At 36.0% G+C, this 16,361-nt stretch carries 14 protein-coding genes; 1 reads left to right on the top strand and 13 read right to left on the bottom strand.

All coding sequences use genetic code 11. From position 1 onward, the window contains the following. Positions 1 to 242 precede the first annotated feature (242 nt). The 12 genes from AR337_RS12185 to AR337_RS12130 all read right to left on the bottom strand — a co-directional run bounded on the left by AR337_RS12185 (position 243) and on the right by AR337_RS12130 (position 14,362). On the bottom strand, positions 243 to 1,127 hold the full coding sequence (locus AR337_RS12185; protein WP_059172303.1) for a DUF5677 domain-containing protein: 885 nt from the start codon (positions 1,125 to 1,127) through the stop codon (positions 243 to 245). A gap of 325 nt (positions 1,128 to 1,452) precedes the next feature. Next, positions 1,453 to 1,761, bottom strand: coding sequence for a hypothetical protein (locus tag AR337_RS12180; RefSeq protein ID WP_059172302.1), 309 nt, complete (start codon positions 1,759 to 1,761; stop codon positions 1,453 to 1,455). Between the two features lie 25 nt (positions 1,762 to 1,786). After that, the gene (locus tag AR337_RS12175; protein ID WP_059172301.1) at positions 1,787 to 2,032 is read right to left on the bottom strand and encodes a hypothetical protein; all 246 of its coding nucleotides are present in this window, start codon (positions 2,030 to 2,032) and stop codon (positions 1,787 to 1,789) included. After that, a complete protein-coding gene (locus AR337_RS12170) occupies positions 2,025 to 2,525 on the bottom strand; it encodes a hypothetical protein (RefSeq protein ID WP_059172300.1) in 501 nt (166 codons plus the stop codon). Before AR337_RS12170 ends, AR337_RS12175 begins: the two co-directional genes overlap by 8 nt. 769 nt (positions 2,526 to 3,294) lie before the next feature. Beyond that, positions 3,295 to 4,224 (bottom strand): hypothetical protein, encoded by a 930-nt coding sequence (locus AR337_RS12165; RefSeq protein ID WP_059172299.1) that lies wholly within the window; start codon positions 4,222 to 4,224, stop codon positions 3,295 to 3,297. A 29-nt stretch (positions 4,225 to 4,253) separates the two neighbouring features. Beyond that, positions 4,254 to 5,387: a UvrD-helicase domain-containing protein gene (locus AR337_RS12160; RefSeq protein WP_059172298.1), complete on the bottom strand. Its 1,134-nt coding sequence runs from the start codon at positions 5,385 to 5,387 to the stop codon at positions 4,254 to 4,256. Beyond that, positions 5,374 to 6,987 (bottom strand): ATP-dependent endonuclease, encoded by a 1,614-nt coding sequence (locus tag AR337_RS12155; protein WP_059172297.1) that lies wholly within the window; start codon positions 6,985 to 6,987, stop codon positions 5,374 to 5,376. Before AR337_RS12155 ends, AR337_RS12160 begins: the two co-directional genes overlap by 14 nt. A 584-nt stretch (positions 6,988 to 7,571) precedes the next feature. After that, positions 7,572 to 8,936 (bottom strand): SPFH domain-containing protein, encoded by a 1,365-nt coding sequence (locus AR337_RS12150; RefSeq protein ID WP_059172296.1) that lies wholly within the window; start codon positions 8,934 to 8,936, stop codon positions 7,572 to 7,574. 57 nt (positions 8,937 to 8,993) lie between these two features. Next, positions 8,994 to 9,770 (bottom strand): zinc ribbon domain-containing protein, encoded by a 777-nt coding sequence (locus AR337_RS12145; protein ID WP_059172295.1) that lies wholly within the window; start codon positions 9,768 to 9,770, stop codon positions 8,994 to 8,996. Between the two features lie 222 nt (positions 9,771 to 9,992). Beyond that, positions 9,993 to 12,026 carry a DUF262 domain-containing protein gene (locus tag AR337_RS12140; protein WP_059172294.1) on the bottom strand — a complete coding sequence of 678 codons (2,034 nt, stop codon included), beginning with the start codon at positions 12,024 to 12,026 and terminating at the stop codon, positions 9,993 to 9,995. A gap of 277 nt (positions 12,027 to 12,303) precedes the next feature. Then, entirely contained in the window at positions 12,304 to 13,674 is a 1,371-nt protein-coding gene (rlmD, locus tag AR337_RS12135) for a 23S rRNA (uracil(1939)-C(5))-methyltransferase RlmD (RefSeq protein ID WP_059172293.1), read from the bottom strand. Between the two features lie 73 nt (positions 13,675 to 13,747). Next, the gene (locus AR337_RS12130) at positions 13,748 to 14,362 is read right to left on the bottom strand and encodes a hypothetical protein (protein WP_059172292.1); all 615 of its coding nucleotides are present in this window, start codon (positions 14,360 to 14,362) and stop codon (positions 13,748 to 13,750) included. Positions 14,363 to 14,498: 136 nt separating this feature from the next. Here AR337_RS12130 and AR337_RS12125 point away from each other — a divergent pair, with 136 nt between their 5' ends. Beyond that, positions 14,499 to 15,293, top strand: coding sequence for a hypothetical protein (locus AR337_RS12125; RefSeq protein WP_059172291.1), 795 nt, complete (start codon positions 14,499 to 14,501; stop codon positions 15,291 to 15,293). A gap of 49 nt (positions 15,294 to 15,342) precedes the next feature. Here the strand turns inward: AR337_RS12125 and AR337_RS12120 are convergent, their stop codons facing one another. After that, positions 15,343 to 15,891 (bottom strand): GNAT family N-acetyltransferase, encoded by a 549-nt coding sequence (locus AR337_RS12120; RefSeq protein WP_253701665.1) that lies wholly within the window; start codon positions 15,889 to 15,891, stop codon positions 15,343 to 15,345. Positions 15,892 to 16,361: the final 470 nt, after the last annotated feature.

Genomic DNA, 16,361 nt, shown 5'->3' with positions numbered 1-16,361 from the left:
TTTCCCACCACACATTTTATAGTATTTTACTACAATTATACCAAAATCCATATTATGTAAGTGTCTTTAAAAGAAAGTTTTGGTGGTGTATATAAGAAAAGACAACTCTCTTTCCTAAAGATGAGTTGTCTTCTAGTAAATTTTAATAGCAACAGGTTTTGAGTAAAACATTCTTGACTTATTAACTAACCGTTTAAAAAAGAAGAAAGACCATGGTTGATGAGTTAACTGTAAAACGCTTATTACAAAGAAATAAGAAAATCCTTTTTTACACTTCCTAGCTCTTCTCGCAAAGATTTACGCATAGCCTTAAACATTTCTTTCATCTTCACATTAAAATATTTCTCTTTTGTTGGGTAATTAGCTATATCCTTTGTGATTGCTTCTATTAATTGAATTAATAAATTCTCCTGATATATTAGGGAGTCTATCACTAGCTTATAACAAAGCTTTTCTTCTCTAAAATCATAAAAATCTTCGCCCTGGACTGTAACAATATGCTCAAAGAGCTTCGTATATACAAATACCACAAAAAATCGAGTAACAACTGGATAATTATTTTTATATATGGTAAACCCTAAACTGCTATCTTTATAAAAATTACTAATTCCAAAATTACTATGCCCTACAGATGATAGTAAATCATAAAAAACACTAAAGTATTTTTTATCATCTCCTAGTTTAAAATTACTTGGATTCAATCTCTCCACAATAAGGTTACCTTTACGATCTTTAACAACATTAGCTGTGGAATCATATATGTATTCCTTAAAAAATAATTTTATATTAACCAAAGTTAATTCGTTGAAATGTTCCTCATTTTCATTTAAATATCTACTGCTTAAATAATTCTCAAAGATGCTTCTGACAAGAATTAGAACATCCTCATTATGACCCATTTTTAACAAACTACGAATGCTAATTAATGTTTTAGTACTCTTAGTAAAATTAAAATACTCATGGTCGTAAGTGAATTTATTATTAGGTTCACGTTTCTGCAACAAGTCCGCAGCACCGTAAGAAAAAGCAGACCATTCTACAAATTTTTTAGAATGCAAAATAAATCGGTTTAATAATTTATTTAAATCTATGACATATAATTCTTGGTCTTTAGTCAGTTTATTCATGTTAAGTTCCCCTTAAAATGAAAGTCTGAGTTATTAAATGCAAAAACTACTTCATCAATAACTTTTGGAGAGCATGGATAGAGCCAAAAATAGACTCGGAAAACGGATATATTTATTATACCGAAAACCGAGCCTACTAGTATTTATATTACAATTTCAACATGAGACATGAGCTGCGACACACACTCCACATGTGCGGATTGTATGTGGCAACACATGGGGTGCTGGTGAATTTACAGTTTTCTCTGAAAAATTTCAAAAGAAAAAGGCTACTGAACTTCTTCAACAGCCTCTCAAATTAGACAATAATTAATATTTATACTGACTACCACACTTCTTTGACCGGATGATTAAAAATAAAAGTTTCACCGTAATTCCATTGGTAGGAAAGATGATTGTGGTTAAGTATTTTCTGTAGATTTCTGATATCTTGCTCTTCAATAGAATTAGAATCCAAGATCCGATAAAAATCAAAATCATTCAAGCATGGCAGCCCTTCCTCTTTTAAGGCTAGCTTTTCATAATCCGTCAACATACCGAGTTGGATAATTCCTGTATTATTTCCGAAAGACAATTCAAGTTCATGCACTTCGTTTTCTAAAATATAACTTAAAAACCTTTCTTTGCGGTTCATTGGTCTCCCCCTAAAATTAGATATGTTATTTGATTCTACGTAAAACTGGCTTGTTTTCATTTAAGGATTTTTCCTCAACAAGTAGATCCATTGTTTTTTGTAAACGTTCAAGGGTAGGTCGAACTTCAGCCCATAATTCCCTCTGACCTTCTTCCCTTCTATATTGATCATATTCTTCTTTACCGCCAGCTAGTTTGGCCTGTCTTAATAATAATTTCTTTCCAGTGAGTTTTACCCCATTTTTATCATATTGCTCTTCAAAGTTATTCATTAATATTTTCCTCCTCATTAAAAATATTGCCTAAAAAAGAATCAAAAAAATCGCAGGCTTCATCAAAATTTTCAACAAGATACTTTTGAAGGAAATCCCATATTTCTTGAAATGCTTTCTTTTGTTCCGCATATAAATCGGAAATATTTGTATTATACTCACCAAAGAATTTTTCATGGAACTCACATTCATCAATTCTAAGCCTTAATAGTGACATTAACTTTACTATTTTAGAGCCCTTAAACGTTTTATTGCGAAATTTCTTGTTTTGAAACTTTTTGGTTTTAAACAGATACTCAACATAATTAAAGAAAATATTATAGGCGCTAACCCTAAACTTCATTAATAACAGTCGATTGTCTGTGTCTTTAACACCAAACCCTTGAACTTCATTTATTATGGTAGTTGTATTATCACGAATTGTTTCAAGCGGAAATAATAAATCCGCAATCACTCCCCCTCTAATACTTTTCTTTTTAAATTCATTCTGCATGCTCTTCACTCCGTTGGAAATTCCTTCTAGACAAAATATAGCACATAAAAATTACCTTTTCAACTAAAATTTCAAATAAAGTAATGATTTCATCACATTTGTGATGAGTTTGAAACCAACTTAAAAGTCTTAATAATAAAACTTGATTTCTTTTTACAAAAAAGTTTTATTAAAGTCACAAATAATAGGATAAATCCCAATAGGGTCAGAGCCGCTACCTCTGTCAAAACGCTGTCGTTTGCCGGTGCCGACAGGAACGAAACCGGAAACAAGAATAACCGTGGGAAATGCCCTTAAGTCACGCTAAATAAGAGGTCAGGTGAGCTGAGCCAACGCGACAAAGAAAATCAGCACTAGCAATCATTAGTCAAGGTTTTTCTGCTGTTTGGACAGGATTGCTGGAGAAGGAGCGGGAACGGCTCCTTGCATGTTAAGAAAGTGCCTGTCACTCCCCGATATTTGTCGAAAATTCGACAGGAAAGGTTAGTTACAGGCACTTTTGTGATTATTCGTATTTATTTTAGTATCAATTGTGTTACACACTCAACATGGCTTGGATGGTGATCGCAGTTATTTATTGATGAAGTAGTGTTTACCTTATATTACAAACCGATATGGTTTACCGTGGTTAATCAAGTAGCAAGAGCGACAGCATTGTAATACTTATTTCCAATGCAATTGTCACCTTTAGTTTCATTATTCTTTTTTATTTTTAGATGTCAGTCAGTGTAGCGTTCGAGCGTTCGAATATCCTTATTTAACACTGAAATCATAAGGTGGTTGTTTTAAATGAGTTTGTTAAAGTAGTTAAAATTCCCGCGTATTTAGTAAAACTGATGAATAAAAGGAGGGTTTCTGTATTGTCTTTTTCTAAATCATTAGGATGACTCACTTCATTCCTGGTCATTCTAGCAAACTCATGAAACACCTTTCTTGAACTCATATCCATTACCTCTTTAATCGCTTGGGGGTGCCTACTTACACCATCATAATAATCATTAAAAATTCTGTACTGCTCTGATATTTTCCACACACCATTTATCTCATCTTCAAATGCAACATCTACTGTATTGCCGTTAAGATTAATAGTTCCTTTTACATTAAACTTTGCTTGGTTATTCTTAAGGTAATCTTTAAATCCATCAATCAAATCAAGTGTCAACTTCTCTGCAGCAAGTCCTATCATTATTGTTGCAGCATGGTTACAATTTGCATTAAAACACTTTACTGCTTCTGTCATGTATGTCTTAACCCATTCATTCAGATTAGGAATTGATCTAACTTTTGATAAGTATCCATCTATATCATAAGGTAATACTTCATTTGCACTTATACATTCTAATCCATGCCTAGTAACATGAAATTGGGGTAAATTTGGACTTTCGCCATATGCTCCAGGTGCTATTACCTGTTGATTAAGCAGTGTCCAAAAAACTGCATAAAGTGTCTGAATTTCTTCAGGAGTAAAATTTGTGTTATGGCCACTATATAATAAGTGACTATCTGCTCCCCAAGCATATTCAGGAATATTTACCTTTTTCTCTAATAAACCTTTATCTATTGCCAATTTTTCCATTTCAGTGAATAAATTACTTTGCCTTGCTCTATAACCATGCTGCTTAAAAATTTCAGTACCTAGAGTCTCTAGCATTAGATTTCTAATCACAACATGGCTTAAAGGTCTTTTTTCTTGTGTCATATAATACTACACCTTCTTTTACAATATTATTATTTGCTTGTAACCTCTTGCTGTTGACGGATAATTGTCCATGTCTTCATAAAGTCAAAAACACTAGTTTTTTCCGTAAGGATTGCAACATTATTCCTACTTCTTGTAACTGCTACATAGAACTGAGCTATTACTGGATCAGACATTTTGTGTCGACCTGTAACAATGTGACTCTCCATTTCCTTGGTTGGAATAATTAAAACATTATCGAAGCTTAATCCTTTAGATTTACCGAACGTTATAGCTTCAAAAGCCAGAGCATCATCTATCTGAGAGCTAAACTTCCTAAACGCTCTAATATCATAGTAAAGAACCGTTGGCTTAAAACTATTTATAAACTCATTTACATTTTCCATACTAACCAAGTATGTACCTACATCTTCATCTTCAACTTCCTTTGCTGATTGCATATTAAGGTCATCATATAATGTGTTTGCTAGATCACAAACTATTTGTGGACAACGGTGGCAGACATCTAAGCTTTCAAGGTTGTCATGCCTTAATATTTCGGTAAAGAAATTAAAGATATTAACTCCTCTATATCTGCTGAGAAACGGACCGGAATTTGTTGAATACGTTGCCTGTCGATGGTCTCCTACTACTACAAGATTTAGGTTAGATTGGTAGATAGCCTCGATTATTTTTAAATCGTATCCCCCCATATCTTGAACCTCATCGATAAGAAGTGTAGAATAGATTTTTTCAAGCCTATCAATGATTACACTACGAGAAGCCTCTAAGATTACATGGCAAAGTTGCGCCAACCTTTCATAAAAAAGCCTTCCTTGGAAATCATAGTAATATCTCCAGTTAGTAGCTGTTATACCTTTCAAGCGTGGAATTTCTCCTAACGAACAAAAATTGACTCCTCTTATTTCAGGTCCCCCTAGAACCTTTCTATATGGCCTAGCGCATTCATTAAGCAAAAACTCCGTCCATGTCTTACATTTTATGTTCGTAGGTATTATTCCCACTGACTCCATAAGGTCAGATTTCATAGAGTTTAAATTTGCATTCGTATATGTGAGGTATAGTACCTTGCCTTCTGGATAGTTCTTTACTGCTTCACCTATTAATAATGTAGTCTTTCCAGTACCGGCAGCAGCTTTAACAATTCTTTTATTGGATGGCATCGTTTATATACTCCGGAAAATTTAGTTGTATTTCGCTGTTTAGAAATACCTTTAACGCCCAATCTGTTTTGTTTTTAAGCATATACTCTAGCAAATCTTTTTCAGTTTTGTCAGGCTTTCCTAGTATTGTTTTTAATTTCTCAAAATTACCAGCATCACATTTTAATACCTGTGGTTCTAGTGTATTTAGCTCATTATTTGTGCTAAAACACAACTTAATAGTACCTCCCAAATAGTCCCTATACTTGCTGTTGATATTGTTTTCATAATCAGAATCGTTATCTGTAACTACTACAGTATTTATATTTAATAGCTTAGCTATATCTAAAAATCTTTTAAAAGATAGCCCGTTTACTGTAATTACATCTATCCCATCTTCTAACGGAAGTTTATTATACTTTTGATGATAAGCTTTTTGAATGATTAAATCGTCTGCTGGGCCTTCGACTAATATTACCTTTTTAGACAATATAAATCTCAGAGTGTCATAATTCGGTAGCTTTTGGAAATAGTCTCTTGTATCCTTTGGCAATTGATTTAACTTCCCACTTCTGTTCTCACCTAGAAGAATAACTTTTTCCATCGCCATCTTATTTAACACATATGAACTATGGGTAGTAATAATTAATTGTTGATCAGAACATTCCGATATGATCTTATCTAATAAAATCCTCATGTTTGAAAAAGAAAGATGACTCTCTGGTTCTTCAATAAGGATTAAGTTTCTTTCAGGCTTCCTATTTCCAATGGACAGGGTAGTCTTTATAACATTCTGTTCTCCTTTACCGATATAATCGAAAGGGATATTGTCCATGAAAGCAGCAATGGCAGATTCCCATGTCGCCTTTTGAGTCACATCTAACGATATCGATAAATTCCTAGTATCGTCTAACATAAGATTTTTCTTCTGGTTTAATACTTCATTTATGGAAGCAATGTTAGGATCTTCACCAAATTTCTCCTTATAACTTCTGTATAGAACAGCCAGATTAGCCTTTTGCTTTTCATCTAAGACATCTGAAATAATCTTCATAATATATTTTTGAGAACTAGCAGCGAGACTTGTCGTGGTTGAATCAATCAGGTGAGATTTTATTGGAATTGATCTTGTAGTAATCGTCGTCCCTGCAAAACTTTTCCATTCGACTGTATAGTACTCAGTAGGGATATGTATAAAATTTTCGTTCTTAATATATTCTTGATACTCCTCACGATAATGCTCATTAAATTTAATAGAAAATACGAACCCCGGTACATTTATATTCTTGCTATTCTCTAAACCCATTAATTCATTAAGGTCAGAATCTTCCGAAACCGGAAAGTACAATTCTATTTTTGTTTCTGGAGGGGTAATCTTATTATCAACTTTTACTTCCTCGATAAATTGGTTTACTACTTTTCTATTAAATATGTAGGGGGATAATTCATAAAAGATTGGTTTCCCATTTATTGTCCCTGATAAGGCTAAGTGAATTGCTTCTAATAATGTCGATTTTCCAGCGCCGTTGTTTCCTATCATAATTGAGTAGTTATTATCAAATTCTAAGGAGAAATCCTCAAACTTCTTGTAATTAAATATTTTAACTTCTTTTAATAACATCTCTCTTCTTCCCCAATCCGTATTATTATGTACAGTTGGTTACTGTATTCGTAGGTTTATTATTTTTCACACAGTATCCATTGAAAGATATATTCATCACTGTTAGATTTTAAAAAATATTTTTTAGTTTCTCGTTCCATTGAGGTAGATACCTTTTTAATTTTCCAATTGCAGATTAAATCACAAACGAAGTATTCACCATATTCATTGACACCTCGATGGTTTTTAAAGTACTAAATATAAATATCTGTATTCAATTGTATAATTTATCCAAACACAATTCTACAGATTGTACTAATTTATTTCCGGGTTGAAACCACTTGTCATCCATTACTCTATAAAATGATTGGAGAGCTGAGTAATAACCTTATAAGTTACATAAAAAGGCAACTATCATACACACTGGTTAGTTGCCTTCTTTCAATACTATTTTCGCGACCGCTTCCACATGGCTTGAGTGGTGGTCACAGATAAATATTGATGTAGCGTTGTTTACCTTAAACTAATTTTTTCGTACACCCGCGTTATCAAATTCGCAAGTTTATCCATAGAGTAAAAATGATTTTCGCCATCACTGCAACTCCTTATAAAGTTGGCGGTACTGGTGGAATAGGTGGTAAAGTTCCTCCAAATATAGTCTGCAACTCCTGAACCGTTTCTGCAGTAACCCAGCCTGCCATTCCTTGTTTCCATACAAGACTACTCTTTGTAAGAGTTCCTAAAGTAGCCATTTGTGTCATGGTAGCAATATCAAAAGGTCCTGTAGCCTGCCCGTTAACTGCTACATGGTACGCAGTTAGAATGACTGGAGGGGGGGTTGTTACTGGATTAGCACGTTGAACGCCTCCCATCATATTATTCATCATACCGGCCATATTCTGACCAATAACGCCACCCATTGCCATACCTGTCATCATTGCAGCCGGATTCATACTGCCACCGTCAGTCATTCCTGTAGCACCGTTTACCCCCATTTGTCCAATAGCATTAGCACCAGCAATGCCAACTGCAGCTTGCTGTTCAAACTGATATGCTACAAAATTTGCGCCTTGAGTCTGTTTACGCTGAGCATACTGTGCTTCTTCTCTTTGGATTCTCATGGTTTCTTCCATATTCTCTGCGTTAATTCTCTGCATATCTTGTAGAATCTTAATATTGACTTCTGTCTGTGCCTGTGCAGTTGCAATGGTAACATCCTGCGTTACTTTCTTCAGTTGAACGAATCCCTCGCTAGTCTTATCAACTTCTATAGAATTAATATCAACCGCTGTGATGTTTACGCCAAAGTCTTTCTCGAAACGGTCTCTAATACTAGCTTCAACAAGCTCGTTGATTTTCGGAATTTCTCGTTCTATCTGTACGACCGGAATATTCTTTTCTGCAGGGACATTTGCCACAATGCCTTTGACATAACGTGCAACAGCATCTCTGATCTGTGTTTGGAAAGCATTTAAATCAAAGCTGCTTAATCTATGAAGTTTAATAAATTCACTATAGTCAGCAATGTTAAAAGTAATCTTTCCTCTTACTGCTGTTGGCACACCAAAATCCAAGAACCTTGGATCATATAATTCAAAGAACGGTACTGCAAATGGAATCTGAATAACCCTGGCAAGATTGATAAAATAGACCTCTGCCTGAAATGGAGTTTCTCCTTTGTAAGCCAAACCGACAATACTCGCCAAAACAGGAAGGTTTTCAGTTTCAAGAATCTGATCATACGGTCCCTCAATGAAATCTTGCATAATTTCATTCTCTTGATTATAAACGAATACAGCAATTTCACCATCTTTGACACGAAGAGATGAGCCCCATCTGATAGCATTTTCTCTATTGTTTTCGCCTTGCTTTGAACCGTGTGGATGCCATTTCCAAATTAAATACGAAGGTTCGTCACAACGAATTACGTCCATAAATCCGCCCGCCTTTAGCTTGCTAAATAACCCCATGACTATTCTCCTTTCTGTGTTTCAGATTGTGCATCTTTATTGAAATTTAAATTTGATTTATTTATTATTTGCCACTAGATTTCCAATAAATATAATAACCGCAACTGTTATTGCAACCTTTATTAGCAAACGGATTTTCAATTTTTTCTTAACCTTTGCACTATTATTAACTATATCTTTATATGCTCCACTGGCAATCTGATCACCAGGGAACATCAATTCTGCTTTCTGATATAAATCCTCTGCCTTTTTCATCCAAAGTCCCGTCCAATATGCATTATTTACATTTGCTTTTTTTGTTACTAAAAAGGAAACTTTTGATTTAATGAACATTAATGCATCTAATATTGAACCTCTGTCATTAGGGAATGGAAAATTCTCAATAATTGTCGCCTTGTGTTTCTCCTCATTAGTTAATGCAGGCACATTGTCTATTCGAAATAATGGTATTATCAAATAAATCATTAGTGGGATACAGACAAGGAAATAATTTAGTATAACCCATCCTATCTTTTTTCCCGTACCCCAGGTTGACCATCCTTTTTTAGAAACCTCTGGACTATTTGTAATACGCCTATCACAATCATCAATTTGTGCAATAAACGATTTTAATGAATCAGAAACCTTGGATGAATTAATTTCATGCCCACAACCTGGGCATACAGCGGTGAAACTCGGTAACTCAGCACCACACGCCGGGCATTTAATTATTTTTCCTGCATACTCTTCTGTTCGTTTATATTTATAATTTGACTGTTGCGTTTGTGTGCCACAGTTAGAGCAGAACCTTGCACCATCCTCTAATTTGGCACCGCAGCTTGAACAAAATGCCATATTCCCTCCATATCAAGGCTATTGAACCTTGATCTTCAATTCTTCTATTTTTTTGTCAAAAATAATTTTTTGAATATTAGCAAGCATTAGTTTAATTAGGGAATGCAATCTCGGCTTTCTGATAAGCCTGTTGACATTGGGGGTAGACCCCGCCGCTTTAGATTTGTATATATTAGCGTTTTTCCATTTTTAAATTCCACTTCGTTAATTAAGTTTAATGCATTAGAATGTTCTCTTCCTTAAATTATCAATAAATTTCTCTTTCCCATTTTCATCAATGTATTTCCAAAATTTCCACCCATTTGTTGAAGTATCACTTTTTCCGGTTAAAGTGTGCTTCGCTTTATCTGCTGCGGATGATATAGAATGACTTTCTCCTAGTAAAAGAACTTTTTGTGAATCAAAATCAAGTGTAGCCTCTAATTTTCTTTTATGGTAAGTGGCAAAAATTTTAATATTCCCTTTCCCTTTTATTTTTGGTTGCTGATAATATTGCTCTATTATTGATTTCTCCTTATCAATTACATTATTTTTTATCAAGTTAAATATTGATTTAGCTCGCTCGTCAATAAATTCGTAATAAAACTCATCATATAAGCCCTCTATTATTTCTACAGGAACTAAATGTTCAATGAGGGTTTTTTCAAAGTTATAATTTGAATCTTTTATTTCTGACATATATTTAGATGGGGCCTTTTTGCCAACCTTAATATTGGTTATTTTAGGAATCAGAGTTCTATTTGCAACACAATCAATTAATGAAATTGCTTGTTCATCATTTTTAAATTGTTGTTTTACATATTCCTTCGGAAAAATATGGTGGTCCTCTAATTTTTTATTTTTTGATAACTTACTTGAGTTGTTCCAATCGGATAGCCCCTTTGCATTAAAGTTTATCAAGTTTAAAATCCCTTTATAGATGACGTTAACCTTTTTAGAATATGATAAGATGTCCTCATATGAATCTATTTGTAGTTTTAGCCGGGTAAAAAATACTCTGTCAGTTATCCTTTCATTACTTGCTATGCTTTTAAATATCATTGAGTCTTGTAAAATTGCTTCGTTAGAACCAGATGAGTATCTTTGAGAAAGAATCGATGCCCAATACCAATATTTTAAGAATTCATATTGAGATTCATTCATTTGAGAAAAGTCCTTTTGATTCGACTCTCTTAAAAAAATCATTAGTGGTATAACCATATTTTCATACGGCATCCAATTCTGGGATATTATCAAATTTTCATTAAATAGAAAATCTAACACCTGGTTATAAAGGCTACAAATTTCATCCCAATACTTATTAAAATGTTCATAATTCAAGTTGGTTAAAATAAAGTTTCTATCAATATCTTTACCATTGCTGACTATATAGGAAATTGTTCGAACTATAATTTCCCTATCAAAATTATAATTTGGAAAAAGGGCACCTAATTCATCTATTTTATCTCTAAGGTTAAATCCCTTATATAATTTAGCTGCCAATATATCTATAAAATTCAATTGTATTCCCTTACTGTTACTACGTTCGAAAAATAAAGCAAATTTTTCATTGTCCATATTTAACAAATAATAAGATAACAATAAATCGCTTTTAAATAGTTCTCCTAATTTTGTACAAAGTGTTTTATACCTTCTAAAATTTTCTCTAATTTCTAAAGCATCCATTCCAGCTAAGAAAGATAATTTATCAAAATACTTTTCTTTTATATCCTCATCTAACATATCGCCATTAGAAATTTCATAAGCCTCAGATAACCTTATTGAAATTCTACTCTCGTCTTCTTGGAGAGAAAATTCAAACAGCATCTCCTCAAGGCTTCTATTTTTATACTCCTTTTTTTGTACTGTATCCGTTAACTCCTCATCATTTTTTCCAATATACCAGATTTCGTCAATACCTTTTAATGCTCTATAAATCGATGTTGCTCTTTGCTGACCATCTAATATCAGGCGGAAATTTGCAATTTGCGATTTTAGATTTATCTCTTCTTCGTCATAAGAAGTAATTTGTAATTTTTTACGACTCCCTTCTCCTTTGCGTGGCCTAGTATCCATTTCTCTAACAGTAATTTCAAAGGTCGGTTTTCCGTAAATAATCGACCCTATAAAAATATCCCTAACCAATGAATCAAAAAGCTCAATTGATTTTTTTACTTCCCAAACGAAATCTCTCTGAAATTCCGGTAAAACTATGTTTCCCTTTTCAATGTTCTCGAATAAGTTTTTGATTGACTCTGTTTGTTGTGGAGTATTCAAAGTAATCCCCCTTTTTTAATTGTTCTCTAAATTTCTTTAAGTAGGCAACTTTATAACTAAAATATACCAAAAAATTTAATTTATATGTCGAAATACTTAGTGAATTCCCAAAGTTTTCTACCTAACTAAGAAGAAGCCATTATTTAAGGGTTATTAAATTTTTTAAATCTCTCAGGAAACATCGACCATTATTAAAGAAAGTGCCTGTCACTCCCCGATATTTGTCGAAAATTCGACTAGAAAGGTTAGTTACAGGCACTTTTGTGATTATTCGTATTTATTTTAGTATCAATTGTGTTACGCACTCCACATGTGTCGTCTGCGGGAACATATCCACTGGCTGGACTTCCACCGTCTTGTATCCCCCGTCCTCAAGGATCCGAAGGTCGCGAGCGAGTGTTCCTGGGTTACAGGAGACATAGACCACTTTCTTTGGCTTCATCTCAATAATTGTCCTTAGTAAAGCTTCGTCACAGCCTTTGCGCGGCGGGTCGACAACAAGAACATCCGCCATGTTGCCTTCCTTATACCATTTTGGGATAACAACTTCGGCTTCGCCCGCTTCGAATTCCGCATTTGTAATTCCGTTCAACTCCGCATTCCGCTTAGCATCTTCAATAGCCTGTGGAACAACTTCGACTCCGAAAACCCGGCCTGCCTTTTGTGCGAGGAATAGCGAGATGGTCCCAATTCCGCAATAGGCGTCAATGACCGTTTCGCCGCCGGTCAGCCCTGCATATTCCAACGCCTTTTCATACAGCACCTTTGTTTGGTCAGGATTGACCTGGTAAAAGGACATGGCTGAAATTGCGAATTTCACATCACCTATATAATCATAAATAAATTCATTTCCCCAAATAACCGTTGTTTGCGGTCCCATGATGACATTCGTCCGCATCGAATTGACGTTGTGGACTATTGATTTTACCTTCGGAAGCCTGGCGGTAATTTCTTCAATAATCTTGTTTTTATGAGGGAGCTCCAAGGTTCTTGTAACAAGCACAACCATCAGTTCCTCAGTTTTCTTGCCATAGCGGGCCATAATATGGCGGAGAACGCCTTTATGGGTTTGCTCGTTATATGCCTCGATGCCAAGCCGGCTGCAAGTTTCCTTTACCACATTGATTGCTTCATTGACCTCGGGAAGCTGGATCAAGCTCTCATCCGTATCCACAATCTCATGGCTCCTCGGTTTAAAAAAGCCCGCAATCAGCTTTCCATCCTTTTCGCCGACCGGGACCTGAGCCTTGTTCCGGTAATGCCACGGCTCTTCCATGCCGAGTACTGAATGGACAACCACATCTTCAAGCTTGCCAATCCGTGTCAGCACCTGCCTTACCTGGTTTTCTTTATACTTCAGCTGGCCTTCATAGGACATATGCTCCAGCTGGCATCCCCCGTATTTATGTGTTTCGCCAGCTGGAATCTCAACCCGATAAGGGCTCTTTTCGGTGATTTCAATCAGTTTCCCGATTGCATAGTTTTTTTGTGTTTTAATAATCCTTATTTTTCCCGATTCTTCCGGCAGGGCTCCTGAGACGAATAGTGGAAATCCGTCCACCTTGGCTACCCCCGCACCGTCATGGGTCAGGTCTTCAAAACGCACATCTATCACTTCATTTTTTTGAACTGGAATTGATTTTGTCATTGTTTCGCCCTCGCTCTTAGTAATAAAAGGATTTTATCATAACGATGAAACGATTGCGAAAAAAGCTGGTTTTTTACTGATTGTCCGATAAGGCGCTATCAAAGGTTTCCTTGGCTATCTTCAGCATTTTCCTGACTTTTAGGAATAGATATAGAAAAATGGCCATCAATCCAGCAAAGAGGAGGAAGCCCTCTCCACCAAGCTCAAAATGAACAGTCTCACCCATAAAGACGAGTCCTGCCATTAATATAATAGCCCCTGCTGCCTGGTAAATCATATATAACTTGTTCGTTTTTAAAGCCCTCTCCGCCAATTCGGAATTTCCGTGTTTACTTGCTTCCTCACTAATTCCTGTTGAAAGGTTGTAAAAAAAGAATACAGACAAGCCTATTGTGAGCAGCGAGGTTATCCCAATATACAGTTTTCCTTCAATCGTATTCGCGGCATTTATTGCCCCATTCAGGATAGATGAGTTTTTAACAAACAGATCAAGTACCGACATCGCAATTAACAACAGTGCGGTTTTGCCCAGAACATGAAAATGTTTATTATCGATACGCCCAGCAAGCCGGTCCCCTCCTATACAAAGAAGAATATAACCAACCAAATCCGGGAAGATGTTTACCGGCCCAAGATTAAAATTAAAGAATATGAAAAAGAATCCAACAATCATTGTCCCAAAGCCCACGCTTATTCCCCCTATCGCGTAATCCGTCCTCAATGTATAATATTGGTAATAGTATACTATTAATATCTGTAAAGGAGGAGAAGAACTGAGAAATAGACTTTCTTTTCTTCGCCTGGCAAGTGCGCTGACAATTCTTTTGTTTATTTATACAGGTGCCGCCTATCTGGATTACACATCCCAGGCTGTGGTTATCACCGATATCAAAAAGTTTGAAAACCCGAATGCACCGACATCAGAACGTGACTTGCGGCATCTGGAGCAGCTTGGCTTTTCCAAAATAGCAATCAGCTATATGGCCAATGCGGAACGAACTGCATTACTGGGGATTGATGGAGAGATTGTCTCTGAAATAGATATTTACAGAGAAATCAATGATTTAGACCGAAGTGATAACCTCACAAAAAATGAATATGAATCTCTTCTAAAATCATATTCAACTTCTTTTTTGCCAAAGTTCTCAAGTCTTGAAAGGATTAGCTTGAAGCTATTGCATGAAGGAGACAGGAATTTCACCTTGATTACAGAGCATCATTTTGATTATGTCGCGGGCCCAATCAAACCAATGGGGATTGAAATCCAGTTGGCACCTGAAGGTCCAGTGTTTGAGAATTACGCAAAGCAAGTATGGTGGACCGCATCAACCATCGGTCCGGAAAAAATTAAGCGGGAGTTTAAAGTGATCCGTCCTTCAGATCAACCTATGGGAAACAACAACGCTTTCCCCTTTTTCCAAACGAACTCTTCTCCGTCCTTATACTATTCGGTTCCATGGAAACAGCCCGGATTGCTTAAGGATATCGTGGGCCTTCACTTAACAACGGTAACCCGGTTTGAAGCACCTGAGGATTATTACTCTGCAAATGTCTATATACAAGGACAGAACCCTTATCTGTCGGAACACTTGCAATATGATTTAAAAAATCCCGAATGATTTTTGGCTTCAGACTGTACTCGTCTGAAGTTTTTTTGTTTTAAGCGATTTACACAAACTTCGCCATCAGGAAAAGATTATGGTAGCCGGCATCCGTCTTGGCAGCCTTTCTCTTGATCCCTTCCATTTCGAAGCCCATTTTTTTATACAGGGCGATGGCATTAACGTTTTCAGAAAAAACTTCAAGGGTGACTTTTTCGATGGAGGGGTTGCCCTCTGCCCATTCCAAAAGAGCATCGAGGAGAGCGCTACCGATTCCCTTGTTCCGGTATTCCCTTTTCACACTCATCCCGAATGCCCCTTGATGCATGTTCCGGACTCTGTTTCCATTATGAAAATCTAGAAATCCGATAATCATTCCGCTTGATTCCGCAACAATTACAAGCTTATTCGGGTATTCCGCCATCCGAATGAGCCACTCCTGCTGCTGGCTTGCCGTCTGGTTAAATTCTTCTGATGTTGTCATTAAATATGGAGAATCAGCCAGGATTTCTTTCGTATATGCTAGGACCGCTTCCGCATCTGTAGGGGACGCTTCCCTAAGTAGTAGCTGCCCGCCATTGATCATGTTTACCTTTTTGGAGCTTATTTTTGCCAAAGGAAATCCCCCTATCCTATTACTGCTTTCCCCGTACTAGCTAATACTTGGATTAATTTGACTCTATTCTAATGGAATAGCCATATTTTTGCGAACCTATTTTGCTTCGAATGGGCGGATGTTTTTTTATGAGGTTTCTATAGAATCATGTGGGGAACTTCTGACTCGATACGCACGAAATCCTGAAAAGCTGTCAGAAGTCGGGGCAACTTCTGACTCGATGTGCTCGAAATCCTGAAAAGCTGTCAGAAGTCGAGGGTACTTCTGACTCGATACGCTCGAAATCCTAGAAAGCTGTCAGAAGTCGAGGGTACTTCTGACTCTATGTGCACGAAATCCTGAAAACCTGTCAGAAGGCGATTTAGCGCATTTTTATGCCAGAATGAAATGTCCCAGCGTTATATATTTGTTTTATAAAATACCCAGGAGGTGCTTCGCCCACATGTACCCAGACCGAAAAAACCAGGACC

It is taken from the genome of Bacillus sp. FJAT-27445 (genome assembly GCF_001510665.1).
Lineage (GTDB): Bacteria > Bacillota > Bacilli > Bacillales > Cytobacillaceae > Bacillus_D.
Note: the sequence above shows the minus strand (reverse complement) of the source record. Positions and strands in the feature narration are given on the sequence as shown.

Excerpts from the sequence above, each read along its gene's own strand:
- AR337_RS12185 (WP_059172303.1), bottom strand. The coding sequence starts at position 1,127 with ATGAATAAACTGACTAAAGACCAAGAATTATATGTCATAGATTTAAAT.
- AR337_RS12180 (WP_059172302.1), bottom strand. The coding sequence starts at position 1,761 with ATGAACCGCAAAGAAAGGTTTTTAAGTTATATTTTAGAAAACGAAGTG.
- AR337_RS12175 (WP_059172301.1), bottom strand. The coding sequence starts at position 2,032 with ATGAATAACTTTGAAGAGCAATATGATAAAAATGGGGTAAAACTCACT.
- AR337_RS12170 (WP_059172300.1), bottom strand. The coding sequence starts at position 2,525 with ATGCAGAATGAATTTAAAAAGAAAAGTATTAGAGGGGGAGTGATTGCG.
- AR337_RS12165 (WP_059172299.1), bottom strand. The coding sequence starts at position 4,224 with ATGACACAAGAAAAAAGACCTTTAAGCCATGTTGTGATTAGAAATCTA.
- AR337_RS12160 (WP_059172298.1), bottom strand. The coding sequence starts at position 5,387 with ATGCCATCCAATAAAAGAATTGTTAAAGCTGCTGCCGGTACTGGAAAG.
- AR337_RS12155 (WP_059172297.1), bottom strand. The coding sequence starts at position 6,987 with ATGTTATTAAAAGAAGTTAAAATATTTAATTACAAGAAGTTTGAGGAT.
- AR337_RS12150 (WP_059172296.1), bottom strand. The coding sequence starts at position 8,936 with ATGGGGTTATTTAGCAAGCTAAAGGCGGGCGGATTTATGGACGTAATT.
- AR337_RS12145 (WP_059172295.1), bottom strand. The coding sequence starts at position 9,770 with ATGGCATTTTGTTCAAGCTGCGGTGCCAAATTAGAGGATGGTGCAAGG.
- rlmD (WP_059172293.1), bottom strand. The coding sequence starts at position 13,674 with ATGACAAAATCAATTCCAGTTCAAAAAAATGAAGTGATAGATGTGCGT.